Source organism: Mycoplana azooxidifex (genome assembly GCF_014196765.1).
In the GTDB taxonomy this organism is placed as follows: Bacteria; Pseudomonadota; Alphaproteobacteria; order Rhizobiales; family Rhizobiaceae; genus Mycoplana; species Mycoplana azooxidifex.
This window is the reverse complement of sequence record NZ_JACIEE010000013.1, coordinates 129998-154973: the sequence shown is the minus strand read 5'-3', so window position 1 is coordinate 154973 and position 24976 is coordinate 129998. Positions and strand designations below refer to the sequence as shown.

Genomic DNA, 24976 nt, shown 5'->3' with positions numbered 1-24976 from the left:
TGTTCCCCTCAAATCAGAGCGCGCATGACACGCAGCCCAGCACTTCCGTGCCGGACAACGCCATCTGGCGAAGCCGGATGTAGTAGATGGTCTTGATGCCCTTCTTCCAGGCGTGGATTTGTGCCCGGTTGATGTCGCGCGTAGTCGCCGTGTCGCGGAAAAACAGCGTCAGCGACAGGCCCTGGTCCACGTGCTGGGTCGCCGCTGCATAGGTATCGATGATCTTTTCCGGGCCTATCTCATAGGCGTCCTGATAGTAGTCGAGATTGTCGTTGGTCATGAAGGCGGCCGGGTAATAGACGCGGCCGATCTTGCCTTCCTTCCTGATCTCGATCTTCGAGACGATCGGGTGGATCGAGGACGTGGAGTGATTGATGTAGGAGATCGAGCCCGTCGGAGGCACGGCCTGCAGGTTCTGGTTATAGAGTCCACCCGCCATGACGGCCTGCTTCAGTTCCCGCCAGTCTTCCTTCGTCGGGATAGGGATGCCGGCCGTCTCGAACAGTTCGACCACCCGCTCCGTCGTCGGCAGCCATTCGGTTTCCGTGTATTTGTCGAAATAGTCGCCGGAAGCATATTTCGAGTTCTCGAAGCCCTTGAAGCTTCGGCCACGCTCGACGGCCAACCGGTTCGAGACACGGATCGCGTGATAGGTGACCGTGTAGAAATAGATGTTGGTGAAATCGACGCCTTCCTCGGAGCCGTAGAAGATGCGTTCGCGGGCGAGATAGCCGTGCAGGTTCATCTGGCCGAGGCCGATAGCATGGCTTTCGTCGTTGCCCTTGGCGACCGAGGGAACCGACGAAATGTAGCTCATGTCGGAGACCGCAGTCAGCGCCCGGATCGCCGTCTCGATCGTCTTGCCGAAGTCGGCCGAATCCATCGCGGCTGCGATGTTCAGCGAACCGAGATTGCAGGAGATGTCCTTGCCCATCTTCGCGTAGGACAGGTCGTCGTTGAATTCACTCGCCTCGCTCACCTGCAAGATTTCCGAGCAGAGATTGCTCATGGTGACGCGGCCGGCGATCGGGTTGGCGCGGTTCACCGTGTCCTCGAACATGATGTAGGGGTAGCCGCTCTCGAACTGGATTTCGGCGATCACCTGGAAGAAGTCGCGCGCCCTGATCTTCTTCTTTCGGATACGGCTGTCGGCCACCATCTCGCGGTACTTCTCCGTCACCGAGATTTCGGTGAACGGCAACCCGTAGACGCGTTCGACGTCATAGGGTGAAAACAGGTACATGTCCTCGTTGTTCCGGGCGAGTTCAAAGGTGATGTCCGGAATGACGACGCCGAGCGACAGCGTCTTGATCCTGATCTTCTCGTCGGCGTTTTCGCGCTTGGTGTCGAGGAAGCGCATGATGTCGGGATGGTGGGCGTTCAGATAGACCGCTCCGGCTCCCTGACGCGCGCCGAGCTGGTTGGCGTAGGAGAACGAATCCTCCAGCAGTTTCATCACGGGGATGATACCGGAGGACTGGTTCTCGATGTGCTTGATCGGCGCGCCGGCTTCGCGTATGTTGGTGAGCGACAGCGCCACGCCGCCGCCGCGCTTGGAGAGCTGCAGCGCCGAATTGATCGATCGGCCGATGCTCTCCATGTTGTCCTCGACGCGCAACAGGAAGCAGGACACGAGTTCGCCGCGCTGCTTCTTCCCTGCATTGAGAAAGGTCGGCGTCGCCGGCTGGAAGCGGCCGGTGATGATCTCGTCGACGAGGTCGCGGGCAAGTTTCTCGTCGCCTCGCGCCAGCGCCAGCGCCACCATGCAAACGCGGTCTTCGTAGCGCTCCAGGTAACGCTTTCCATCGAAGGTCTTCAGCGTGTAGCTGGTGTAGTATTTGAACGCCCCAAGGAACGTTGGAAACCGGAATTTCCGTGCATAAGCCTCGTCGAACAGGTCGCGGACGAAATTGAAGGCATACTGGTCGAGAACCTCCCGCTCGTAATAGCCCTCGGTCACCAGATAATCGAGCTTCTCGCGCAGGTTATGGAAGAACACCGTGTTCTGATTGACGTGCTGGAGAAAATACTGCCGCGCCGCCGTCCTATCCTTGTCGAGCTGGATGTTTCCCTGCTCGTCGTAGAGGTTCAGCATGGCGTTCAGCGCGTGGTAGTCCAGCGCGGTTTCCCCGACTTTCACCGGGCGTTCTAGCGTGAGCGTGTCCAAAATCGTTCCAATCCGTGCCTGACGTTGACGACATCCTCCTCGGTGCCAAGGAGTTCGAACCGGTAGAGGTATGGAACCTTGCACTTGGCGGAGATGACGTCGCCGGCGATCCCGAAGGTCGCGCCGAAATTGCTGTTGCCCGCGGCGATCACACCGCGGATGAGGGAGCGGTTGCCCGCATCGTTGAGAAAGCGGATCACCGGCTTAGGGACGGCCCCCTTACCGCCGTCGCCGCAGTAGGTCGGGACAACCAGCACATAGGGGCGATCGACGCGGAGCTCGGCGGCCGCAAGGGGGATGCGGATCGCCTGTCTTTCGAGCCGGCCGACGAAGCGATGCGTGTTCTCGGACCGACTGGAGAAATAGACGAGATCGCCCATTCTACGGCACTCACGCCAGGGCGCTGATCATGTCCGGACGAAAACCGGCCCAGTGCCGTTCGCCGGCGATGACGACGGGGACCTGGCGATAGCCGAGTCCCTGCACGAGCGCGAAAGCGTCGGCGTCCTCGGAGACATCGACGATCTGATAGTCGATGCCCTGGCGGTCGAGGGCGCGGGTGGTTGCGGTGCACTGGACGCAGGCGGGCTTGCTGTAAACGGTGATGGTCATAGATGTCCTCGTGAGATCGATTGGCATGCGAGGTCGTTCGGCCAACTGGAGGCGGCCGTTGCAGAGACGGAAATTGGATGCAACTAGCCCAGGCCTTGGGACCTGGATCGGTTACTCACGCTGACGCAGACGGAAAGAACTAGACATGGACTTCACCCCGAAGTGGCTCTGACGGGGCTGTGGGGAAGCGATACGTGGACTTGATGCCACCACGGATCGCTTTCCTGCCGGGCACCCCGCCGGTGGACGTTTTGTTCGAGGCAGGTCTCCTGGCTCACGGGTCATCGTGCTCGCTCGGCCTTCCCGGAAGCAATGCTCCAGTGGCCATGTCGAACGAGCACTCACCGCTCACAGTTGCGGGGGCAGCTCCGGCTTGGCGATCATCATGTCCGCCGACCGAATTCCCATCTTAGCCTTCGATACTCTCGAATCGAAAGAACCTTGAACACTAGATATAGTAGACGCGACTGGATGCACGTCAATAGCTATCGTCTCTTGTCCGCAGTTTTTCCGATCATCGAAATTTTCCGACGCGATCGCCTTGACCGCCTCCAACTTTTCCGCTCTTTTTGTAACTGTATAACGTTACTGAATTGAGTGAACAACCCTATGACCAAACTGCCCGTCACCGTCCTCTCCGGTTTTCTCGGAGCCGGGAAAACAACGCTGCTCAACCACATCCTCTCGAACCGCGAGCGACTGCGCGTCGCGCTGATCGTCAACGACATGAGTGAGGTGAACATCGACGCCGCGCTGGTGCGCGATGGCGGTGCGAACCTATCGCGGACGGAGGAGCTACTGGTGGAGATGACCAATGGCTGCATCTGCTGCACGCTGCGCGATGACCTGCTGAAGGAGGTGCGTGCACTCGCCGAACAGGGCCGGTTCGACTACCTGCTGATCGAATCGACAGGCATCGCCGAGCCGCTTCCGGTGGCGACGACCTTCGATTTCCGCGACAAGAACGGCATGAGCCTGTCGGATGTGGCGCGTCTCGACACGACGGTGACGGTGGTCGATGCTGCCAATCTATTTGCCGACTACGGTACCACCGACTTTCTCGCCGACCGCGGCGACACGGTCGGCGACGGCGACAACAGGACAGTCATCGATCTCCTGGTCGAACAGATCGAATTCGCCGATGTCGTGGTGCTCAACAAGATCGGCACCGCGACGCCTGAACAGCGTGATGCAGCCCGCAAGATCATCGTTTCCCTCAATCCCGATGCAAAGCTGATCGAAACCGATTTCGGCCAAGTCGACTTGAAGGAGGTTCTCGGCACCGGCCGCTTCGACCTGGCGAAGGCCGAGCAGCATCCGCTCTGGTTCAAGGAACTGCACGGCTTCAAGGACCATCTTCCCGAAACCGAGGAGTACGGTATCCGCTCCTTCGTATACCGCGCCCGCCGTCCCTTCGAGCCCGCGCGCTTACAGCGCTTCATCGATCGGTCATGGCCGGGGGTCGTGCGGGCAAAGGGGTTCTTCTGGTTGGCGACGCGGCCGCATCATGTCGGCGAGATCAGTCACGCCGGCGCGCTCGTGCGCACTGGCAAGGTGGGTGTCTGGTGGTCGGCGGTACCGAAGGCGCAATGGCCACGTGATCCCGGCTTCCTGCAGATGATGGAGCCCTATCTCGACCCGACCTGGGGCGACCGGCGACAGGAGATCGTCTTCATCGGCGCGGACCCGATGAACGAAGCAACGATCCGCGCCGAGTTGGACGACTGTCTGGTAAGGGCCACGGAATTCGATCCCAACCTCTGGAAAAACCTTCCCGATCCCTTCGCAAGCTGGGAACACAAGGCCTCGTAAGCAACTCATTCCGCGCTCTTACGCCCCACAGCTTTACAAACAGGAGATATCTATGTTCTGCCCCCGCATCACTGTGCTGCTGGCCACCACCGTTCTTGCCACCTTCGCCGCGCCATTGGCGCTCCATGCCGCGGAAGAGCAGAGCGAGACCTGGCGGCTGTTCGTCGCCGATCATACGCAGCCGATCGTCCGTGCGATCGATCTCGGCACCGACAAGGAAATCGCTCGCTTCGACCTGAAGGGCTTTGCGGCCCTGTCGCTTAGCGATACCGGACGCACGGTCTTCGCCGTTCAGGGCGACCAGAACACAGTCCATGCAATCGACACCGGCATCGCGCTCTCCGATCATGGCGAGCATCGAGATATCGAGATCAAGGAGCCGAAGCTCCTCGCGACGACGGCGAAAAGCCCGGTCACGTCGTGACCCATGGCGACGCTCTCGCCGTTTTCTATGATCGCGGCGGGAAGTTCGATCTCCTTGGGGAACGCGTGCTGCTGGAAGACAAGGTAGAACCCAAACCCTTCGACACGACCGCACCGCATCACGGCGTCGCCGTGCCGATGGGCAATTACCTGCTTGTTTCAGTGCCGAATATGGAGGCCGAGGTGAAGGAGGGCGAACTACCGCCGCGGCTCGGACTGAGGGTACTTGACCAGGAGGGCAAGCAGGTGGGAGACGTCGCGACCTGCACCGGACTGCATGGAGAGGCGAGTTCGGCACGGCTGGTGGCCTTCGGCTGCGCCGAAGGTGTGCTCATTGCCCGTCCCGGCGGCATCGACGGACCGAAGGTCGAGATGCTAGCCTATCCGGCGTCGCTGCCGGAGGGCAAGGTGTCGACCCTCCTCGGCGGTACCGCCATGCAGTTTTTCCTCGGCAACTACGGCGAGGACAAGGTGGTCCTCATCGACCCCGACAGCAGGGACGAACCCTACCGGCTCGTCGACCTACCGACGCGACGGTTGGACTTCGCGCTCGATCTCGCCCAACCGCGCAACGCCTATATCCTGACCGAGGACGGCAAGCTGCATCTGCTGGACGTGATCAACGGCGAGATCGCCAAGAGCGAGACTGTAACCGAGCCCTACAGCAAGGACGGCCACTGGCGCGATCCGCGGCCGCGACTAGCGCTCGCCGGCGACCACATCACCATCACCGATCCCCGTCACAGCTTAGTTCGAATTGTTGATCCAGTGACGTTGAAAGAGACGCGCACCATTGCCGTCGAGGGCCAGCCCTTTGCCATCGTCGCCGTCGGCGGCTCAGGGGCGACGCACTAGCTCCGAATGACTTGTCTCACGACCGCGGGTGCCGGCGATCCGCCGGCATCTAATCCTGCCCGTCTGACGCGGCCGGTCCGTCGTCGACGGCGACAGGGCGGCTGTCTCCGTCAACGGCCACCATCACGAACACGCCTCGCGCCGTCAGGTGGCGGTCACCGCTCATCAATTCTTCCGACCAGAGTTCGACGTCGATCCGCATAGATGTGCGACCGACCTCGACAACTCGCGCGACAACTTCGACAATCGATCCCACTGCGATGGGACGGTGGAAGTCCATTCGCTCGGAGGCGGCGAGGACGGATTGGCTTCTGGCGCGTTTTGCAGACATCACAAATGCCGCCTTGGTCATGAAGGCCAGTGCATCGCCGCCAAACATCTTTTTGGAACTGTTCGCCTGGTTGGCAAAGACGATGTCCGTCATTCGAACCTCATCGGCCGGATAAGGCCGATGCGACGTCGGAAGCGGTACGAGGCTCCAGTCGGGCGCGACTCGCTCGACCCCAACGGCGACCATGTGAAAGACCCCGCGTGTGCACAACTCGCGCTTGGTTCCGTCAATCGTCGCGGCGATCATCTCCACTTCGACGGTCAGGGATCGTTTCCCGGCCCAGACGGGCGTCGCGATGAATTCGACGATCTCGCCGACATGTGCCGGCTTCTTGAATTCCACGCGCTCACAAGAACCCGTCACGAACGGCACGCGGCCATGGCGTGTCGCCGCAATGAAGGCGGCCCTGTCCATGAAGGCAAGTCCGGCACCTCCGAACAAGGTGCCGTGGTGGTTGGTGTCGCCAGGAAAGACTATGTCGATGAGGGTGGTGGGAGCCGGCCCTCCGGCCGGCTCCCCTTGCGACGCGAACTCGCGCCTCATGCCTGCACCGAGCGCGGCTTACCGCCCAGTATCTCCTGCCGCAACTTCCGCGCCGCCTCGACCATGTTGATCAGCGCCGGCCTGACGTCCTCCCACTTGCGGGTCTTCAGGCCGCAGTCGGGGTTCAACCAGAGCTGGTCATCGAGAAGGCGGTCGCGCGCAAGATCGAGCAGGGTCTTCATTTCGTCGACATCAGGAACCCGCGGCGAGTGGATGTCGTAGACGCCGGGACCGATTTCGTTCGGGTAGCGCTGTACGGCGAAGGCCTGCAACAACTCCATCTTCGACCGCGATGTCTCGATCGAGATGACGTCGGCATCCATCGCCGCGATTGCGGGCATGATGTCGTTGAATTCCGAGTAGCACATGTGAGTGTGTATCTGGGTCTCGTCCGAGACCCCACTGATGCATATGCGGAACGCCTCGACCGCCCAGTCGAGATAGTGCTGCCAGGCCGACCGTCTGAGCGGCAACCCCTCGCGTAGTGCCGCCTCGTCGATCTGGATGATTGCGGCACCGGCACGCTCCAGATCGATCACTTCGTCGCGGATCGCAAGCGCAATCTGGCGGCACACCGTCTCGCGCGGCAGGTCGTCACGGACGAATGACCAGTTCAGGATAGTGACCGGTCCCGTCAGCATCCCCTTCATCGGCTTCTGCGTCAGCGACTGGGCATATTCCCACCAGCCGACCGTCATCGGGTTCGGACGGGAAACATCGCCATAGATGATAAGGCGGGCGAACGTATCGCGATCCGTAGCTCTGCACCCAGGCGTGCTTGGTGAATGCGAACCCCGAAAGCTGCTCGCCAAAATACTGCACCATGTCATTACGCTCGAACTCGCCATGAACAAGGACGTCGAGCCCGATCTCCTGCTGCCAGCGCACGGCGGCGGCCGTCTCACGTTCCAGGAAGGCCATGTAGTCGACATAGCTCAGTTCGCCCTTGTCGTGCATGGAACGCGCTTTGCGAACTTCGGCAGACTGCGGGAATGATCCGATCGTGGTCGTCGGAAACAACGGCAGGTCGAAGCGCCGGCGCTGCGCGTCCTGACGCCTGCGGAACGTCGATTGCCGCTTCTGCTCCATGCCTTCGATTTCGGCCAGCCGGCCGGCGACGATCGGGTCATGCACCCGGACCGATGTCAGACGCGCCTGCGTTGCCGCACTATTGGCCACCAATGCCGCATCGTCCCTGCCATCTTCCACGAGGGCCGTGGCCAAGAGCTTCAGTTCGTCCAGCTTCTGCGTCGCAAAGGCGAGCCAAGATTTCAATTCCTCGTCGAGGGCGGTCTCCAGCGTCACGTCGATCGGCAGGTGCAGAAGCGAGCAGGACGGCGCGAGCTGAACATTATCCCTGTGTTTCGAAGCGATGAACGACGCGGTCGTCTGCCTCAGTTTTGCAAGATCGCTCTTCCAGATGTTGCGTCCGTCGATAATGCCCAGCGATAGGACCTGGCCGGGAGCCGCCTTCGCAACCACTTCGGCCGCCTGTTCTGGTGCGCGCACGAGATCGACGTGAAGCCCGGCCACGGGCAGGCCAATGGCGGTGTCGAAATTGTCGCCGAGCGCTCCGAAGTAACTCGCCAGCATGATCTTGAGGTCGGGGACCAAAGCAGCAAAGGCGGCATAGGTGTGGACGAGCGCTTGCCGCTCATCGTCCGTCAGGTCCAGCACGAGGCACGGTTCGTCGAGCTGGACCCACTCCGCACCCGCATTCGAAAGCTCGGCGAGGATTTTCGCATAGACCGGCAGCAGCCGTTCCAGCAGTCGTAGCGGGTTCGAGCCGTCGCGCGCCTTCCCGAGTTTCAGGAAGGTGACGGGTCCGAGCAGAACCGGACGCGTCTCCACCCCGATCGCCCGTGCTTCGAGTAAGGCTTCGAGCGGCTTGTTCGCGGTGAGCTCGAATGTCTGTTCCGCTCCTAACTCGGGCACGAGGTAGTGGTAGTTCGTATCGAACCACTTGGTCATCTCGAGCGCCGGCACGCCGTCGCCGTGATGGGCGTGACCGCAGGCCGCACGGCCGCCGTTCGATCCGCGCGCCATGGCGAAATAAACATCGAGATCGACTGGTCCGCCGTTCCAGCCATAGGCTGACGGGATGGCACCTACCATGACGGCGGTATCGAGCACATAATCGTAGAGGGAGAAGTCGTTCGACGGGACGACGTCGATCCCCTTTTCCTTCTGCATGAGCCAGTTGTCCGTGCGGAGTCTGGCCGCGGTTTCGAGCAGAGCGGCGCGGTCGGATTTCCCCGACCAATAGGATTCGAGCGCAAACTTCAGTTCGCGATGTCTTCCGATTCGTGGGAAGCCGAGATTTGCAGTCTTGATGGTCATTTCCTTACCCCGAAGTTGTGGGCAAGGCATTGGTTGACGCATCGGCGCACGGACATGGCGAACCGGGCGCAAAGCGGCACACCGGACACCCCGCCCGTGGACGTTATTTATCGCGGCAGGTCTCCTGGCTTGCGGGTCACCACCACCGTCCGTCTTCCCGAGGCGTCTTCCTCAGTGACATGTTGGACGGCGGCTCTCCGCCTACAGTTGCGGGGGCAGCTCCGGTATGGGCGTTTGATACGCCGTCACCGTATTCCCTCTTAGCTCCGGATCATCGATCCGCAGAACCACGATGCAGGGAACATCAACGTGAAATCCGCCCGGGTCAAGGGATATAAAGATATCTTTATATTCCCGGCTTCGCCCCTGCAACTCGGCCGTGGCGGCCGCTGCCCGAAAGCAGACGTCGCCAGCGACAGGGCTGGACGGCTCGATTGCGCCACAAGCGGACATTGGTCTTCAGCCACCAGACCGCGACGGAAGAGCAGCCGAGCGGCCTTGCCGACCGTTCGAACTTTTCGAAGCTGAAAGGCCGGGGGCGATTCGCTTTTCAGATTCCGAGCATTTTCTTTGCTTCCCCGAGTGCTGCCTCCGAGCCTGTGTGGTCGCCGGACTGGTGCAACCGTTCGCCTTGCTGGCGTAGCTGTTTGACCTTGGCCATATCGGCTTCAGACAGGGAGGCGTTCGGGAGGGCTGTGTCAATTGCCGCCATCATGGTGGGGCACTGATTGGCGAAGGCATTCACAGGCGCGAGCGCCAAAAAAAGGGCAATTGAAATCCTGACAATCATGGGCGTCGCTCCTCCAAAGCCGGAGCGCGGATGCCTCTCTGGCAACTAATGGATTATAGCCCAGCATCGGCCCAGCGCCAATGGCGGGCGATCAAGACAAGTATTGCCGAAAACTAAAGCGCCACGGAGGCCATTTTGCTGATACGATTGTATCCCGACTATGCTGCAAAATGATATGGTAACGAGTTAAGGAGTATCGGCAATGGCACTCTACCTGACACGCTTCAGCTACACACCGCAAACCTGGGATAGATTGACACGAAATCCCGAAGACCGCCGGGATGCCGCGCGTAGTTACATTGAATCAGTCGGAGGTAAACTTCACGGCTTTTGGTACGCATTCGGATCGCACGACGGGTATACCCTGTGGGAGGCACCCGACAACGTCTCGATGGCCGCCGTCGCAATCGCGATTGCAGGCGGTGGCGCTGTGTCAAAGTTCGAGACGACGCCATTGCTTACGGTGGAGGAAACACTGGAGGCTATGGAGTTAGCAAGAACGGTTGGTTATCGCTCGCCGGGAGCGTAGGTGTTGGTCTTGCACCTATCCAATTCGGCATGCCTAGCGGTGACTATCTTAAAAAGATGAACGTGCGGGATGGGCGATAAGGGTCTGACTTTGGTCCACCACAAGCCGGATCACTACGGTGGCCTGTCGCCGTGTCAGCCTATGGTCCTGTCGACGCTCGTTGTCCGCTCTGCGCCGGCATTTCGGCTGTAGAGACCAGCTTGGCCGCTTCCCGAAAGCAGACGTCGCCAGCGACAAGGTCAGACGACTGGATTACGCCGCCAGAAGCGGACATACGGAGGAAACCGGTGAATCCAGCGCCAACTTGAAGTCGAACATATGGCCCCCGAGCCGCCATAGGCGCTATCGTCCCCGACGATGATCGCAGTCCCCGGAGCAAAAATCCGTCGTGTGCTTTGCTGCTCATTTGCAGGGCAATCCCGATCCGGTCCGCTGCGCACACGGGATAGCATCGCTTCATAGAAGCAGCAGTTTCTTCAGGACGGACAGGACGTCCTTGTATGGCAGTTTGGACATGCCCACCACGGCGAAAGGGATGAGTGCTGCCGCGGAAACGGGGACCACGGCGGCCCGGGTGACAAGGAGCGTCGAGAGCTTACGCGTCGCCTCGTAGAGCTTCCCCGGATCCGAAAACTCCGTGTCCGGCTCGGGTGTCGGATCCGAAAAGACGTTCCGGCCCACGGCTTTCCGCTCGGCCGAGCGATAATATTGCGTGGCCTGCGCGCCCAGCAAGGACAGTCCTTGCTCCTTCAAACGAAGCAGCGGGGCGGTGAAGGCGGACAATGGATAGGCGAAGAAGCTGATGACGATCGCGAGCCAACCGCTCATGACCATACTCAACGTGGTCATGGAGAGGTCGTCGTGATGGCTGTACTTCGCGGCCGCCGCGGCGATCGCACAGCTCATCCCGAAGACGAAAATGGCATAGGCGTTCGGATACTCGCCCAGGAACGCCAATCCGCCCTTGCCGTCGGGATGGGTTGCAACCAGGCGGAGATCGAGTTTCGCGAGCTTGCGCAGCATGCGCGTCCACACCAGGTGCCGCCATGCGCCCCGTAGAAAGAGGAAGACGAACAATGGCAGGCTAAAGCAGATCGACCACCAGCCGGCGAGCGTAACTCTGTTGCCATCGAGTGAATGCTCTACTGCCCAGGAAGATACCTCGACTGTGTGAAAATTGAGATAGGAAAGGGTCGAGGCGAAAACTGCCAAGGCCAGGCAAGCAAGTTCAGCTCCCCAAGAATCGCGCTGACGAAGCGCCGAGGCTACGATAGCCGCGGCGACCGGAATTGACGTCGGAGCAATGATTGGTGCACGCGTGAGCTGGGACAGCGTCGCTTTCAAGCCTTTTTCGACATGGTACTCGGCCAGGACAAAAGCACCGATCCCGATGAAAAACTTCGCCCACACTCCAAAGTCGGTAAGATAGGCTCCTTGGCCGTGCTCCAGGGAGAAACTACGCGGCAAGCCGAGCAGGAAAGGAACACTCCAAGCCAAGGCAACGAACAAGGCCGCGCGAGATCCGACGCGAAGCGCGTTCTGCCGGAGCAATTTCAGACGCCCCTGCAACTCGAAGAAAGGTCCGCCGTGGAAGGCTAGAAACTCACTCTGAGCGGGATCGCGGCGCGGGGAGGGCGCGTCCTCATTCACTTTCGCTGGAGCCGGAGCAGCAATCTCGTTCATCTACCAAGCCACTTCTTGAATATGATTTGAGAATTTATTCTTCCGGATCCGAACAGCACTTATCGCGTTTCGGAGATCTCGTCTTCCTACCCGGAAAAAGCGGGTCTATGCGAGCCGAGACTTTTCCACCCGTCCCGGTTAATGGAGCGCTCTGCTAAGGCTACGCCCGATGTGCCGCGACGGCAGGCGGACTGGCAGGCCTTGCCGTTCGCTGATCCAGTTCCTCCGCCCAGATAGCGTCAACTCGTCGATAGAGATCCCAGACCGAGCTGCGTGCGGCTGAGCGTGAAAGTCACCCGCACGCAAAACAGTCGATCGAACCTCCAACACATTGGCAAGCCGCGCTCCCACGTGACGAGAAGGAATAGAGGGAAACTTCGCGCGACGTGGCGTTTGCCGATGAGGCTCAGTTTAGGGGCTTAGCCTCTGGGAGCTTCCACTCGCCGCTGAGGATGGATTGCTCCGGACGATAAAGCCGTACGGTGTAATTCCAACCCTCAACGATCGGCAGGCAGTTTGGGATTTTGCCGTCACAGCCGCCAAACTGGACTCTCACCGAACCGTTAGCATTCTTCTCCGCGGTGATGTCGTTGATCGAATAGGCGTTGTAGGCGTTTTTCTCGAAGAAACCTTCTTCGTTGTAGACGCTGATCGACCAGAATGCCTCCACCGGCACGGTCTTCGGTAGTTCGAGAGTGTAGACCGTTTTGCCATCGTTTTCCGCGGGAGTGAAACTCGGATACATGGCGTCCTTTTCCGGAATTCCACCCCATCCGGAGGCCGTGCCAATCAAGTGCTGGATCGGATCGACCTGGCTGCGGGCTCCAAAGGAACCGTGATACGACGTCTGATGTTTTGCCAGCGTGAGCAGCCCGTTGCGGATGTCTGTGAGGTCGCCTTCATCCCAGTTTGGAAGGTCGAGCTTCCCTGTCTCCTTCTGACTGACCGTGATGGCATCCTGAAGCCTGTGGACCGCGTCGAGGTCCTTCGGATCATTGGGATCAACCAACGTCCGTACAGCGACGAAGGCATATCTGGTTCCAACCGATTTCTGCGTCAGCTCAACGGGCTTCGTCCCGTAGGCGACGATCGGCAGGTAGTGATCCTGATCGACGACCATCATCGACATATAGCGCTGGCCCGCGTCAGGCAGCGAGAGCGTTACCGGCCCGCTGGCAAGATCAAACACAGCAAACGAATAAAGCGTATCCCGGTTCATACGGATGACCGTTTGCTTATCGATCGGTACGGGCTCGCGAGAATGCTTGAACTTGCCCAGTCCGCCTATGTCCTTAGCATTGGCTGCGAGGTAGCGGTCGGTCTCGGCGCGGACGAAAGTGTCAACGGTGACCGGCATTTTGCTCTCTGTCGACTCGGCAAATGCCACACCGGCACCGGTCATGCCAATGCCATGGCCACCCAATACGACGGCCGAGAACACGGCCAGGCGGTAGATTTTCTGCAGCATGCAATAGCTCCTCGATATGCAATCCCGGAAGGCCACCTGCGGATGGCCGAGCAATTCAATGGCGATGAAAAAGAAGGCACGAGATGACCCGCCGTAGTGGCCGGCTGGCTGCAATATGCAAGCCAAACGAGCAACATTCTCGGATCCAGATGGCTTTATCACGTTGAGATTTTCGCTGAGCGACCGATACCTCCGTGTCTCGTGGTCTTTCTTTTCTATCGTGAAAGTTGATACATAGCCTTAAAGCAGTGAACTGGGTCAAATCGGACAATTGGGGATAGAAAAATAATTCGCATGTCGCGAGCGGACGCCGAACGCATTGTGGGCTTGCCTGCTTCTTTCAGTAGTCTTGGTCAGCAATCGCCTCACGGCTTTCGTATTGCGACGGCTTCGAACGGTCCCGTCGAGAACTAACCGACCTGGTGCGACGGCGGCCGCCACCGGATTTGCATCGCGTAGACCGGTCCGAATTTCCGAACCCATCGGCGGATCATTTCATGCGAAACGACGATGTTGCCCTCCGGCAGCAATTCCTCGACCAGGTGCGGGCTCAACGGGAACCGGACGTGCAACCAAGGTGCTTGGGCGATAAACTGTGCGGGAGACCGCGATGCCTGTCGCTGATGGCTGTATTCTTCACCCCACCATCTCTGTGCCTCACTCACTGACTGCAGGTTTACGTGACAACACCTCTCACCGGAGTTTCGATCGTTCTTATCGAAAACGGGTGGTGTACTACTTGGGGAAGAGAAAGGTGATGCCGGCACGAATGCCCCAACCGTCCGGACCGTTGTCGGGTGCCGCAGCCCAGTAGCGTGCGCCGACCGAGAAGCTTACCGGCTGCTGGCCGATCACTGCGAGCTTCGATACCGTAAAGTTGACAGGTACACTCCACTGGTCGCCTTTCCAATTATAAGTGCTCTCCGTATCGAGCCCGATCGTCCAGGCGGTCTCCGTTGTATAGGAGATAAAGGGTTGCAGGAATGTGGAGCTGATGTCCGACCGCTTGCTGTCACCGGCGACAGACCAGATGTGATTGCCCAGCGCGCCATAGGTCCAGGGGCCCTCCTGTTTCAACAAGACCCCTGTCGGGCCGAGCCCCCATTTTTCTGCGCCGAGAAGCCGATCGGTTCCCGTAGGCAGCAGAAAGGCAGGCCCCATGCCCCAGATTGCCCCACCGGCGGTCGGCTGTTTGGGTGAAAAGAAGAAGCTCTGAACAATGTCGCCGAGACCGAACTGGCTGCCCGATCTCTCCGCGATATCGTTCTGTAAGATGACCGGAACAATCGTGCGGGAGATGACATTCCAGTCTTCGTTGATCGAGAACGGAATGACCGGTTGGATGTTCAGAAGCAATTTGCCGCCGTCGGCGAGACCATAGCCCTTATCATAGTTGAACTGGAACGGAACGCTGATCAGCGAGGCCACGGGATTCGACAATTGTTTGGCAAGATCGGCGTCCCCTGCCGCAGCCTTACCGGCCAGGCCGGCCGCCGCGACTAGAAGCAGGAACGACTTCGGTTTCATGAAGCCCCTGATTGACATCGTCCGGCTGCTGCTTGATGTTCTCATCTCAAATTCTTCTCATAAAATTGAATTCGATCGCTGCCGAGACAGCATTAATTGCATCTAACGCGCACAAAACAGCTGGCCGTTACAATGTAAGAACCGCTAATACGTCAGATAAGCTGCAACGACGGTGTTCCCGCACGGAGACACCGCTGCATTGCGTCTAAAAATGGAAAACCAACCCCGGGATCGGGCCTTTCTGCACGACGTCATAGTCAAAGCCGCCGGAGCTGTAATCGACGCCCATCGCGCGATATCCAGCCACGGCTGAAATGCTATCCTTGATTTGGTAGCCGATGGCGCCTGCGACATCCCAATCAAGATCGGCTTGGCCGGCGCCGACGTTCCCCCAACCCGTGAGGTAGAATTGATCCGTGAAGAAATACGTTCCACGGAATCCTGCGACCGCGTCGATCCAGGTCGCGCTGTCTTCGCGGCTTACGCCATCAAGGACGCCGCCGCTGAAAGATACCTTGGTGCTCGCGTACCAGAGGCGCGCTCCCACAATCACGTCCAGATGATTCCGGCCATTCGTCAGCAGGCTATATCCGCCTCCAACCAGACCTGAAAACGTCTCGGACGTCACACCGATGTTGTTCGTCAAAATCCCGGCGGGGCTGTGGTCACTCGAAACGCTGAAACTGTCATATCTACCCTCCGCCACGCCCATAAAGGCGAAATCCAGATGCTTGAGGATATCGCCGAAGCCGGACTTCAAGCTCGCCGGCGGAAGGCCAAACTGCCCGACCGTGCCGTCGATGCCGGCAGCCCAGAAATACGGGCTGGCATTGAACTGCCAGACGGACGAGGTCTCGCCGCCGGCTTCGGGCTGGAATGGAAGGAACTGCTTATCCGCAGCCTTCGCCGAAGGCGAAAGCGTCAAGGCCGATGCGAATACAATTGAGCATACTGAAATAAGCTTCATTTTCTCCTCGATGACGGCCGACGTCCGCCGGCGAAGGAATGTTTTAGCGGCGAAACAGGAGACGCGTGTACGATTTGCTGATTGCACCACTTCGCTTGCCGTCCGCATCAAAGTATCTGCCTTCGCGGCATAGCCGCTCTTTGACGTCGCAGAAGATGCCATTGGCAAACGTGAATTCCGTCCGGTCGAAATCACCTTGTGAAAACAGCTTGATTGCCGCCTGCTTGCCAAGGTGCTTTTGCGTCAACCGGTTCGAAATGCCCGTATTGTCGGCGCACATGTAGCGGTCACAGAGCACGCCCTTCTCCGGTGAGAGGAGTGCCTCCGCCGCCGAAGTGGGTGCCGCAAACGCTGCAGCCAGTAGTCCCACGACAGGCAGGAGGCTTTTTCTTGCTTGCATGGGGACCACCGTATTGCGGTTGTTTGCCGAGAACAGGACCTATCGTCTTATCGCGCCGACAGAGCGGCTTCTTCCGCCATGCAGCTTGATGCCTCGACCGCCCCGGCAGTCTTCAATTCTTCGCGTGCCGCCGCGACATCCGAGATGAACTCTGCATTGTTATGGAGTTTTGCGACCGTCGCCGCACCCATGATGCGTCCCGCATCGACGTCGCTCTGCCAATGTGCATCGCAAATGACGCGGCTCTGGCCGAATTCCATGCCGCGTTTCATCAGGACGTCGGCGCGTTCCGGGTTGATTTCGCTCAACACCAGCGCCCAGGCCCAGCCAGCCGCCGTATGGCCCGAGGGATACGAGCCGTCGGTACGCAGCAGCGGCTCCTGATCGGGATAGCAGGTGCCTTCGTTGTGGACCACGAATGGACGCGTGCGATTGTAGGTATTCTTCACCCCATACGTCGACAGGCCTGCATCAGTCAGGACCTTCTGCATCAAGCGATACAGATGAGGGGTCTTCTCCTCATTGATATCGACGCCCATCGCGCAGGAGAAGTTTTTCGCCGGCTGCGGAAATTGCAGATCAGCGTCTGCGCGGGCCAGATCCCAGCGCGGCGTACCACGCAGCGGTATGGTTGCGGCTCTGAACTCCTCGTCGCGCGCAAGCGCCGCGCTGCTGTCCGCCGGTGGCGGGCCGAGCAGCACAAGGCTGTCGGGCAAGTCCTTTTTCGCAAGATAACCCGGCGCCAACTGGAAATGAGGATCCGTAATTTCCGGCTGGGATGCACTTTCCGCACCAGCTAAGCCTACACCACATCCAACAAATACGATCGCCGACAACAGGGAAGATCTATGGATACTCTTCAGCACATGAGGCATACCTAATAATCTATTAAAAACTAGCGAAAGCATATTAACGAACACCTTCAAAATTCTAAGGCTAATTCTCAGGAAATAGACTTCCGAAATCACAAGGTTAACAGAGTGCCTAGTCACGTAAGCAAGGACTAATTTTCAACCGAAATGATCAGTAGTTTCATATTCCATTTCACCACATTGCTTTTGCCAAATCTGAAAGTTTCGTACATAGCTTTTTCTCAAAACACTGTGTCAAACCGGACAATTGAGGGAAAAAATGGTACGCATGTCTCGAGATGCAGCAGAGCGCATCATATGCGGCGACGGCTGGCTGGCTCACATGTCCGAAACCTTCAGGGCGCGTTTGCTGCAGAATGCATTGCTTCTCAAGTTCGATCCGGGCCAGATCATATTTCGGCCAGGCGATCCGCCGGGAGGCATCTACGGGCTGGTATCCGGGACGGTGACCGTGGACACGGCGCCGCTCGATTCGATGCCGCGCCTGATCCATATCGCTTTGCCCGGCGGATGGACGGGCGAAGACAGTTTCATGACCGGTGAGCCAAGGCGAATCGAACTGTGTGCCCGAACCGAAACCTGGGTCATGCACGTTCCACTGGATGTAATGGAGCAGATGGCAGCGGCCGACCCGAAAATCATTCGGGCTTTCGGGGTCATGTCGATCCTGTCGTCGGACGTCCTGCTGCGTGTCGTCCACGATCTGCAAAGAAAGAGCGCGAACTCCAGAGTGGCGTCGGTCCTGCATCGCATGTCGTGGAAATCAGGTGCGTCAGTCTCCGTGTCACAGGAAAATCTCGGTATCATGGCGAATGCATCGCGTAAGCAGGTCAACAGTGCGATCAGGCGCTTTGCGCAAGCCGGTTGGGTCGATATCGGTTATCGAACCATAACGATCACGAACGCTCTGGCGTTGCGACGATGCGCTGATGAGGATCTCGTCGACTGACTTGGTAGTCGGCGCTCAATATGTTGATTGTAGTGGGCTGCCCTTCCAAGGACGTCGAGTTTGATGTCCGCCGTTGAAGGAAAGGGAGCCGATCCTGTCAGGCTTGGGGCCTAATCCCGGACCTTGACCGCAAGGGCTCCTAAGTCCGCTTTTCGTATTGGTGTTCCAGTAACGGACGGTCGGCCGACGGCCCCTAGAGTGACAGGGCGGTTCCGGCTTGAGCAGCCTGTCCGCAATGCGCCTCGATATCGGCCGTTGCTACTGCCTGAAAGCAGACACTGCGACCATTCTCGACCTCGCGGTTGCTTTAGGAGCGGTCATTCGACGCTTTGCGACCTGAATAGCTGCATTTGCCCGGTCAGAAGTACTAGGGAACATCTGCCGCGGCGATGCAATTTGACACCATCTTCGCCTGGCTACAACTTCTCCTCCTACTGATATGACTGGAAGAAAGCCTGCATTCCGTTTATTATTTCTTCGAGCGGAACTCCCGCGGCCCGCTGCCGGTCACCTTTCGGAAGGCACGGGCGAAATTGGCTGGAGACGAATATCCTAGGTCTGCCGAAACGCGAGTTATCGAGCCATTCGTGTGTCGGAGCAGTTCAGTAGCTCGCCGAATCCTTACCACGCTCGCCAAGCTTCGGAAGTCGGTGCCAGCCCGATTGAGTTCACGTTGGAGGGTCCGGACGCTGGTGTCGATCGATTGCGCGGCGCTGTCGATCGAAACGCTGCCGGTGAGAACTTGCGCGCGAATGTGTTCCACGACGACGTCGATCAGACCACGTGGAGCACTACCTCGCCGGTCTCGCGCTACATCCTCGAGGGTGACGATCGGCAATGAAACGCGCCTCGGTGCAGCAGACAGACGATGGCGTTCCGTGACAATTGTCACCGCGGGTGCGTTGAAAAGGACGGGACACTGGAAGACGTCTTCGAAAAGCCCCGGCGGATCTGGTCTGTCGGTGTCGAGTTCGATGCGCAGTGGCCGCCAATCGGGGGGCAGATAAGCCCTGAAGAGGCTCAGAAGGACGCCTGCAGCCGCGCACGCGGTGTTGCCCCACCCTGAGCGGCCGGCCAACGCAAAGACATAGCTGTATTGTACCTCGTCGCCGACGAACGCGATCGACATTCTGTCATCCGTACTATGAAAACAAAGGCCGGAGATGGCGCGCTCGATGGCTTGCCCCAGGGTGTCAGCTCCAAAAACGTAGCGTCCGTAGCTCCCGTAGTTGGCGACGTTCATCATCGGGGCAATCAGAACCCCAAAGTTGGCCTCGCCGGCGGCCCGTGCAGTCGCCTCGACAAAGCCGGTCAGCGCCGCATGCGGGATGAAGCAGTTCTCGCCCTCGATCAGCTCGAGGTCGAGGCCTACGGCGCGATTGGCCTGCAGCAGCGCCTTTTCCCCCATTTCACGACGTATGAAGGCCGGCATGCCATGCAGCACGTGGCTTGAGATGACCGGGATATCAGCCATGTGCGCAACGCTCCGGAAGGGTGCGACCCTTGGCGCAAAATGAGTAGTTTCGAAATTCGATTACTGCTTAATGTAGTAAAAGATGAGTGTCGCGGGAGCAAGTAAACTTGTTTGCGGTGGCAATTTGCGTCTGCTGTATCAACGGGGGAAGACCATGACGACCAGACGAAACCTGCTGTTGGCAGCCACGGCTGTGGCGGCGTCGGTGGCTCCTCTTAGACCCCGACTGGCACTGGCAGCCGATGAGGTGGCCGACTTCCTGTTCGTTCAGACCGCAAGCGCGATGGCATTCGACAAGGCGGCGAGCAAGCTGACACTCGAAGGTGTCGGCGCCACAACCTTGTTTTTCTCGGACCGTCCTGAGCGCATCGCCGGGAACATGGACACGACGGCTTTCGTGCCGTTCTGGAGCAAAGGAAAGGACAGCTTCCTTTCCGATCCGCCGAACGCCGACCTGTCGATCCTCGAAGGGGACAAGCTCCAGCAGGTTGTCGTCGTCCTGGAGAACCCGGAACTCAACAGCAACAACCTGACCTACACGGTGAAATTGGTTGGCGGCGAGATGCCGGAGAAAGGCGCCGAAGTGTCGGTGTTCATCGACATCATCGGCATGCCGCTGACGCCGCTCTCCTATGCGGGCGTGGCAAGGCGCGGCTACCGACGGGCGTTTCTCTACTAACACTGGCCTGACATGGGGCAATCAACTTCGAGACAATCCTGACCGCAGCCGCTCTCAGCCCACGCTGAGAAAAGGCGCGAAGACAAAACGGAGTACGGCAAATGTTGACGAAGCGAGATCTAGTTCGCTCGGCCTCGCAATTGCCGCCAGCGCGGCGATTGCGAGGCCAAGCCTGCTGATGGCGAAGAACTACCCCGGCATCATCGAAGCCAAGGATATCGCCGAGGAAGGCTTTATCTACGGCCTGCCGATCGTGATGAACTATGCGGTCATGCAGGAGTTCGCGGTCGACAGGAACTCGGGGCAGTTCAAGGCACCGTTCAACGAGATTTACAGCTATCACCACGTCGCCACGCCCGAGGATACGGCAATCATCACGCCAAACAGCGACACGCCTTACTCGTTTCTCTGGCTGGATTTGCGCGCCGAGCCGATGGTTATCTCGGTGCCGACGATAGAGAAGGACCGATACTACGCCGTCCAGCTCATCGACGAGAACACCTACAATTACGGCTACATCGGCACGCGCACCACGGGACCCGAGGCGGGCGACTATCTGGCGGTCGGCCCCGGCTGGAAAGGTGAAACGCCCGCCGGCATCAAGAGGGTCTTCCAATCGACGACGCCGTTCACGCTCGCGCTTGTCCGCACTCAACTCTTCAATCCCGACGACATGCCGAACGTCGAGAAGATCCAGGCCGGCTACAATGCGCAGCCGCTTTCCGCTTTCCTCGGACAATCCGCCCCGCCCGCCGCGCCGACAATCGAGTTCCTGCCTGCCACCACTGCCGGGATCAAGGAAAACTTCTTCCAGTATCTCGACGCAGCCCTGCAATTCGTCCCCGAGACGGCGAGGGATAAGGATATTCGCGCGAAACTTGCGAAGATCGGCATCGGTCCCGGCAAGACCTTCGACTTCAAGGACCTGTCGCTCGAGCACAAAGCCGAAATCATGGTGGCCATGAAACAGGGTGACGACAAGGTCACCAAATGGCTGGCCAGCGGAAACAAACCCGTCAACGGCTGGAACGTCAGCTCGCTTCTTGGCGATGAGGCCTTCTACAACGGCGATTGGTTATTGCGGGCCGGAGCTGCCAAGGCCGGTCTATATGGCAACGATGCAGTCGAGGCCATGTACCCCTTCACCCGAACGGATGCGACCGGGGAACCCCTCGACGGCAGCAAGCACGAGTACACCGTCACTTTCGCGCCCGGCCAGTTGCCGCCAGTGAATTCGTTTTGGTCCGTTACGATGTATGACGGGAAGAGCCAGCTCCTGGTCAAAAACCCGATCAACCGCTACCTCATCAACTCGCCGATGGTGTCCGGCATGAAAAAGAACGAGGATGGCTCGCACACCCTCTACATTCAAAAGGACAGCCCCGGTGCGGACAAGGAAGCTAACTGGCTGCCTGCGCCCAATGACACGATCTATCTCGTGATGCGCCTGTACTGGCCGAAGACCGAAGCGCCTTCGATCCTGCCGACTGGCGAAGGGATCTGGCAGCCGCCAGCGGTCGTGGCGGCGAATTAGCGTTTTGCGCCGACCGCCTGACGGGCACGTCGCGATGGGCGAGACGCTCATTCAGGCGACGGTCTTGTGCCAGGCCTTCGAGCCGCGACTACCAACCTAAGGAACCAAGGAGAGCACGACCTATGAAATCGATCCACTGCAGGTTCCGCGGACTGGCGATGGTCCTCGCGGCATCGACTTTCCTCGCCGGCACGATTGGAGCAAGCGCCCAAACGGCGCCCCCTCCTGCATCCATCCTGACGCCGGATAAAGTCGAGACGCGCATCGGCACACTCGACTTCAAGGACGGCATGCCGAGCAAGGAAACCATTGAAAAGGTGTATGACAATCTGGACTTCACGCACGCCTTCGAGGCGTTCGTGAATACGTTCCAGGGTGTCAGCATAGCGGCCCTTCACAAAGGATTTCAGAGCGTCGGAGTGAAGGACAATGAAGTCCTCATTTTCTCCGATCTGATGGATGCCAAGTCGCTGTTCCTGACGGCCAACGCGGACACGATCTATTCCCTGGGAATGCTCGACCTCTCCAAGGGGCCTATGGTGCTAGAGGTGGGCCCCAAGATGTTGGGCGCGATCGACGACCAGTGGTTCCGCTGGGTTATTGATTTGGGCGCACCCGGGCCTGATCGCGGCGAAGGGGGAAAGTATCTAATCCTGCCGCCTGGTTACGATGGCAACGTGCCAGAGGGTGGCTACTTCGTGGCCCGCGCCCGCACCAACTTCGTCATCTGGTTCGCTCGCGCGTTCATGGAGAACAACGACCCGAAGCCGGTGGTCGAACAGATCAAGAAGACGCTGAAGGTCTATCCCTATGAAGCCGGCGGCTACGGCACGCCCGTTGCCGAATTCCTTGCCGGTAAAACCAAGCTCGGGCCAATTACCGTGCCGCCGCCGACTGTGTTCCACGAAGGCACCGGTAAGGTGATGAACACGATTCCGCCCAACGACTACTCCTATTACGAGTGGCTCAACGAAGTCGTGCAGCAGGAGCCTGCAACGGCGCTCGACGCCGAGTTGATGGGCCCGATCGCCGCCATCGGCATCGTCAAGGGCAAACCCTTCGCGCCGGATGCCCGGATGAAGAAAATTCTCACCGAAGCCGTGGCGCTCGCCAACGCCACTTCGCGCACCCTGTTTATGGCTCCTCGCGCGGCGGACTGGTACTACTACCCCGGTTCGAGTTGGGTAAACCAGCTATTTGTCAGTGGCTACGAGTTCGAGACGCCAATCCCGGAAATTACGCCTGAGGGCGCCAAGCCCTTCCCGGCTACCGGCTACCGCTTGCTGGACTCGCGAACGTCCTTCTTCTACGGCGTCACCGGCATCACGCCTGGGATGGCTATGCGCCTGCCCGGCATTGGCTCGCAGTACCTGTGGACGATATTGGATGCAGATAAGCAGCCCTTCGACGGCGCAAAGACCTACAAGGTGACACTGCCCAAAGACATTCCGTACGCGAACTTCTGGTCCTTCATTCTCTACGATAACCAGACACGCTCGATGCTCGATACCTCCCAGAGCTACCCGCGCGCAGGCAGCCAGAGCTATCCTTCACCAGCGGCTGAGGCAGCCGCCGACGGCACGACGACAGTCTGGTTCTCGCCGGAACAACCTGAAGGCGTCGCTCGGGGCAACTGGATCCAGACCGTGCCCGGCAAAGGTTTTATCCCGTGCCTGCGTCTTTACGGCCCGCTCGAACCATTTTTCACGAAGGAGTGGAGGCCAAGCGAGGTCGAACTGGTGAAGTAAAAGGACACCCGTCCACGTCAGCCCGATCTCCAGTCGAGAGATGAAGGACACAAGGTGTGTCGCAAAGGTGAAGGAGGAGGTCAAGCTGATCGGCTCCTCTTCAAGGATCGAGACGACTGTGGCGGCGTCACGAAGCCCAAGTTCCCGGGAAGCGTGTGCCGCCAGGCGCTGTAGCAGTACGAGCACCATGCACATGGTCGAGAAGTAAGGAGAGAAAGAAGTGAAACGGATCTGCCTACTGGGCTTGCCGGCGACCCTCACGGGCGTGCTTTCGGCGGCTTGCGCCGCTGTGGCGCAGGACGCCGACGAACTGGCCAAGCAACTCTCCAACCCGATCGCCAGCCTGATCAGCGTGCCGATGCAGAGCAACTTCGAATGGGGCGCGGGTGCCGCGGCAACGGCTTCGCCTACACCATGCACATCCAGCCTGCCAGGACAAACACTGATGGGGATACGCGCTTTCCTTCGCATCACCGGCCGTAGACACGAATGCACCTGACCCGCAAAGCTCAGCCATCATCCGAGATCATACTGCCAAGCGGGTGCCGTCCAGACATGATTTCATCCCGCGTCCGAATGTGTTGCCCGACCGGCGCCGCTCATCGCAAAGGGGCCCGATCGGTAACGCGAGAATACCCTCATATGACCGGACGCGAGCTGCAGATCGAAAATGCCGCGGTATCGATAGGGGCATGATGCTGGCCCATGAGGCAGCAGATGTCCTGACCGAAGGCAACCAGCAGGAAAGCTGCCGTGCTCGTGCCGAGCAACCGGCCGACCCAGCCTTTCTTCTCTACCGGGGCGTCCCCGACGGGGTGCGGTTGGTCCGGCGTCGTCCCGACGATTTCGCTGAATTTCGCGAAGAATTCACTCGCAAGCTTCTTGGCGGTGCTATCGATTAGCCGGCTGCCCATCTGTGCCAGCTTTCCCCCGATCTCCGCGTCGACGGTGTAGTGGAGCATGGTCGCGTCACCGTCGGGCTCCAGCGTTACCTTGGCACTGCCCTTGGCAAAGCCTGCCAGGCCGCCCGAACCGTCGCCGGAAATCGTGTAGCCGTTCGGCGGGTCGAAATCGGAAAGCGTAACCTTGCCGGAGAAACTCGCCTTCACCGGGCCGATGCGCAAGGTCACCTTGGCCACCATCTCGGTATCCGAGGTCTTCTCGATCTGCTCGCATCCGGGAATGCATTGGCGCAGGACCTCGACGTCGTTGAGACCGGCGTAGACCGCTTCGCGTGAGGCAGCAATGCGCTGCGAGCCGCTCATATCCATAG

19 protein-coding genes, 3 pseudogenes and 2 riboswitches are annotated in these 24976 nt (G+C 59.3%); of the genes and pseudogenes, 8 read left to right on the top strand and 14 right to left on the bottom strand.

Going from position 1 to position 24976, the window contains the following annotated elements; all coding sequences use genetic code 11:
- Window positions 1-13: 13 nt before the first annotated feature.
- The 3 genes from nrdE to nrdH are packed head-to-tail and all read right to left on the bottom strand — an operon-like array spanning window position 14 to window position 2779.
- Window positions 14-2167, bottom strand: a complete 2154-nt coding sequence (gene nrdE, locus GGQ64_RS24900) for a class 1b ribonucleoside-diphosphate reductase subunit alpha (protein ID WP_183808014.1) — start codon at window positions 2165-2167, stop codon at window positions 14-16.
- Window positions 2149-2547 (bottom strand): class Ib ribonucleoside-diphosphate reductase assembly flavoprotein NrdI, encoded by a 399-nt coding sequence (nrdI, locus tag GGQ64_RS24895; RefSeq protein WP_183808013.1) that lies wholly within the window; start codon window positions 2545-2547, stop codon window positions 2149-2151. The genes nrdE and nrdI overlap by 19 nt, the downstream gene beginning before the upstream one ends.
- Window positions 2548-2557: 10 nt before the next feature.
- Complete coding sequence (gene nrdH, locus GGQ64_RS24890) at window positions 2558-2779, bottom strand: glutaredoxin-like protein NrdH (RefSeq protein ID WP_183808012.1); 222 nt, start codon at window positions 2777-2779, stop codon at window positions 2558-2560.
- Window positions 2780-3021: 242 nt separating this feature from the next.
- Window positions 3022-3238: riboswitch (cobalamin riboswitch) on the bottom strand.
- A gap of 150 nt (window positions 3239-3388) precedes the next feature.
- On the opposite strand from nrdH, the gene GGQ64_RS24885 reads away from it, so the two are divergent.
- A complete protein-coding gene (locus GGQ64_RS24885; RefSeq protein ID WP_183808011.1) occupies window positions 3389-4591 on the top strand; it encodes a GTP-binding protein in 1203 nt (400 codons plus the stop codon).
- 52 nt (window positions 4592-4643) lie between these two features.
- A pseudogene (locus GGQ64_RS24880) lies at window positions 4644-5869 on the top strand (hypothetical protein).
- A 49-nt stretch (window positions 5870-5918) separates the two neighbouring features.
- Here GGQ64_RS24880 and GGQ64_RS24875 read toward each other — a convergent pair.
- From GGQ64_RS24875 to GGQ64_RS24865, 3 genes and pseudogenes are all read right to left on the bottom strand, one after another.
- Entirely contained in the window at window positions 5919-6743 is an 825-nt protein-coding gene (locus GGQ64_RS24875; RefSeq protein WP_183808010.1) for an acyl-CoA thioesterase, read from the bottom strand.
- Window positions 6740-9083 (bottom strand): annotated as a pseudogene (gene metE / locus GGQ64_RS24870) (5-methyltetrahydropteroyltriglutamate--homocysteine S-methyltransferase). The gene GGQ64_RS24875 and the pseudogene metE overlap by 4 nt, the downstream one beginning before the upstream one ends.
- A 97-nt stretch (window positions 9084-9180) precedes the next feature.
- Window positions 9181-9390: riboswitch (cobalamin riboswitch) on the bottom strand.
- Window positions 9391-9633: 243 nt separating this feature from the next.
- A complete protein-coding gene (locus GGQ64_RS24865; protein ID WP_183808009.1) occupies window positions 9634-9873 on the bottom strand; it encodes a hypothetical protein in 240 nt (79 codons plus the stop codon).
- Between the two features lie 202 nt (window positions 9874-10075).
- Here GGQ64_RS24865 and GGQ64_RS24860 point away from each other — a divergent pair, with 202 nt between their 5' ends.
- Window positions 10076-10402 (top strand): GYD domain-containing protein, encoded by a 327-nt coding sequence (locus GGQ64_RS24860; RefSeq protein ID WP_183808008.1) that lies wholly within the window; start codon window positions 10076-10078, stop codon window positions 10400-10402.
- A gap of 456 nt (window positions 10403-10858) precedes the next feature.
- On the opposite strand, the gene GGQ64_RS24855 is transcribed toward GGQ64_RS24860, so the two are convergent.
- From GGQ64_RS24855 to GGQ64_RS24830, 6 genes are all read right to left on the bottom strand, one after another.
- Complete coding sequence (locus GGQ64_RS24855) at window positions 10859-12085, bottom strand: hypothetical protein (RefSeq protein WP_246422919.1); 1227 nt, start codon at window positions 12083-12085, stop codon at window positions 10859-10861.
- Between the two features lie 406 nt (window positions 12086-12491).
- Window positions 12492-13553, bottom strand: a complete 1062-nt coding sequence (locus tag GGQ64_RS24850; protein ID WP_246422917.1) for a DUF1254 domain-containing protein — start codon at window positions 13551-13553, stop codon at window positions 12492-12494.
- A 735-nt stretch (window positions 13554-14288) separates the two neighbouring features.
- Window positions 14289-15080, bottom strand: coding sequence for a transporter (locus GGQ64_RS24845; RefSeq protein WP_183808007.1), 792 nt, complete (start codon window positions 15078-15080; stop codon window positions 14289-14291).
- A 205-nt stretch (window positions 15081-15285) separates the two neighbouring features.
- Window positions 15286-16047: a hypothetical protein gene (locus GGQ64_RS24840; RefSeq protein WP_183808006.1), complete on the bottom strand. Its 762-nt coding sequence runs from the start codon at window positions 16045-16047 to the stop codon at window positions 15286-15288.
- A 43-nt stretch (window positions 16048-16090) separates the two neighbouring features.
- Complete coding sequence (locus tag GGQ64_RS24835; protein ID WP_183808005.1) at window positions 16091-16447, bottom strand: YcgJ family protein; 357 nt, start codon at window positions 16445-16447, stop codon at window positions 16091-16093.
- A 47-nt stretch (window positions 16448-16494) separates the two neighbouring features.
- Window positions 16495-17283 (bottom strand): acid phosphatase, encoded by a 789-nt coding sequence (locus GGQ64_RS24830; protein ID WP_210300425.1) that lies wholly within the window; start codon window positions 17281-17283, stop codon window positions 16495-16497.
- 295 nt (window positions 17284-17578) lie between these two features.
- On the opposite strand from GGQ64_RS24830, the gene GGQ64_RS24825 reads away from it, so the two are divergent.
- Complete coding sequence (locus GGQ64_RS24825) at window positions 17579-18268, top strand: Crp/Fnr family transcriptional regulator (RefSeq protein WP_183808003.1); 690 nt, start codon at window positions 17579-17581, stop codon at window positions 18266-18268.
- 469 nt (window positions 18269-18737) lie between these two features.
- Here the strand turns inward: GGQ64_RS24825 and GGQ64_RS24820 are convergent, their stop codons facing one another.
- A complete protein-coding gene (locus tag GGQ64_RS24820; protein ID WP_183808002.1) occupies window positions 18738-19742 on the bottom strand; it encodes an AraC family transcriptional regulator in 1005 nt (334 codons plus the stop codon).
- 82 nt (window positions 19743-19824) lie between these two features.
- On the opposite strand from GGQ64_RS24820, the gene GGQ64_RS24815 reads away from it, so the two are divergent.
- The 4 genes and pseudogenes from GGQ64_RS24815 (at window position 19825) to GGQ64_RS28380 (ending at window position 24202) form a co-directional block, all read left to right on the top strand.
- The gene (locus GGQ64_RS24815) at window positions 19825-20421 is read left to right on the top strand and encodes a hypothetical protein (protein ID WP_210300424.1); all 597 of its coding nucleotides are present in this window, start codon (window positions 19825-19827) and stop codon (window positions 20419-20421) included.
- A 101-nt stretch (window positions 20422-20522) separates the two neighbouring features.
- Window positions 20523-21955, top strand: a pseudogene (locus tag GGQ64_RS24810) (DUF1254 domain-containing protein).
- A gap of 122 nt (window positions 21956-22077) precedes the next feature.
- A complete protein-coding gene (locus GGQ64_RS24805; RefSeq protein ID WP_246422915.1) occupies window positions 22078-23703 on the top strand; it encodes a DUF1254 domain-containing protein in 1626 nt (541 codons plus the stop codon).
- Window positions 23704-23923: 220 nt separating this feature from the next.
- A complete protein-coding gene (locus GGQ64_RS28380; protein ID WP_425488539.1) occupies window positions 23924-24202 on the top strand; it encodes a hypothetical protein in 279 nt (92 codons plus the stop codon).
- Window positions 24203-24341: 139 nt separating this feature from the next.
- On the opposite strand, the gene GGQ64_RS24795 is transcribed toward GGQ64_RS28380, so the two are convergent.
- On the bottom strand, window positions 24342-24974 hold the full coding sequence (locus GGQ64_RS24795) for an SRPBCC family protein (RefSeq protein WP_183808035.1): 633 nt from the start codon (window positions 24972-24974) through the stop codon (window positions 24342-24344).
- Window positions 24975-24976: the final 2 nt, after the last annotated feature.

What these genes read in the sequence shown, in the direction of transcription:
- nrdH (WP_183808012.1), bottom strand. Translation starts at nt 2,779, where the DNA reads ATGACCATCACCGTTTACAGCAAGCCCGCCTGCGTCCAGTGCACCGCA.
- GGQ64_RS24885 (WP_183808011.1), top strand. Translation starts at nt 3,389, where the DNA reads ATGACCAAACTGCCCGTCACCGTCCTCTCCGGTTTTCTCGGAGCCGGG.
- GGQ64_RS24850 (WP_246422917.1), bottom strand. Translation starts at nt 13,553, where the DNA reads ATGCTGCAGAAAATCTACCGCCTGGCCGTGTTCTCGGCCGTCGTATTG.
- GGQ64_RS24820 (WP_183808002.1), bottom strand. Translation starts at nt 19,742, where the DNA reads ATGGCTGATATCCCGGTCATCTCAAGCCACGTGCTGCATGGCATGCCG.
- GGQ64_RS24805 (WP_246422915.1), top strand. Translation starts at nt 22,078, where the DNA reads ATGAAATCGATCCACTGCAGGTTCCGCGGACTGGCGATGGTCCTCGCG.
- GGQ64_RS24815 (WP_210300424.1), top strand. Translation starts at nt 19,825, where the DNA reads ATGAGTGTCGCGGGAGCAAGTAAACTTGTTTGCGGTGGCAATTTGCGT.
- GGQ64_RS24855 (WP_246422919.1), bottom strand. Translation starts at nt 12,085, where the DNA reads ATGAACGAGATTGCTGCTCCGGCTCCAGCGAAAGTGAATGAGGACGCG.
- GGQ64_RS24840 (WP_183808006.1), bottom strand. Translation starts at nt 16,047, where the DNA reads ATGAAGCTTATTTCAGTATGCTCAATTGTATTCGCATCGGCCTTGACG.
- GGQ64_RS24845 (WP_183808007.1), bottom strand. Translation starts at nt 15,080, where the DNA reads ATGAAACCGAAGTCGTTCCTGCTTCTAGTCGCGGCGGCCGGCCTGGCC.
- GGQ64_RS24825 (WP_183808003.1), top strand. Translation starts at nt 17,579, where the DNA reads ATGGTACGCATGTCTCGAGATGCAGCAGAGCGCATCATATGCGGCGAC.
- nrdI (WP_183808013.1), bottom strand. Translation starts at nt 2,547, where the DNA reads ATGGGCGATCTCGTCTATTTCTCCAGTCGGTCCGAGAACACGCATCGC.
- GGQ64_RS24875 (WP_183808010.1), bottom strand. Translation starts at nt 6,743, where the DNA reads ATGAGGCGCGAGTTCGCGTCGCAAGGGGAGCCGGCCGGAGGGCCGGCT.
- GGQ64_RS24795 (WP_183808035.1), bottom strand. Translation starts at nt 24,974, where the DNA reads ATGGATATGAGCGGCTCGCAGCGCATTGCTGCCTCACGCGAAGCGGTC.
- GGQ64_RS24860 (WP_183808008.1), top strand. Translation starts at nt 10,076, where the DNA reads ATGGCACTCTACCTGACACGCTTCAGCTACACACCGCAAACCTGGGAT.
- GGQ64_RS24865 (WP_183808009.1), bottom strand. Translation starts at nt 9,873, where the DNA reads ATGATTGTCAGGATTTCAATTGCCCTTTTTTTGGCGCTCGCGCCTGTG.
- GGQ64_RS24835 (WP_183808005.1), bottom strand. Translation starts at nt 16,447, where the DNA reads ATGCAAGCAAGAAAAAGCCTCCTGCCTGTCGTGGGACTACTGGCTGCA.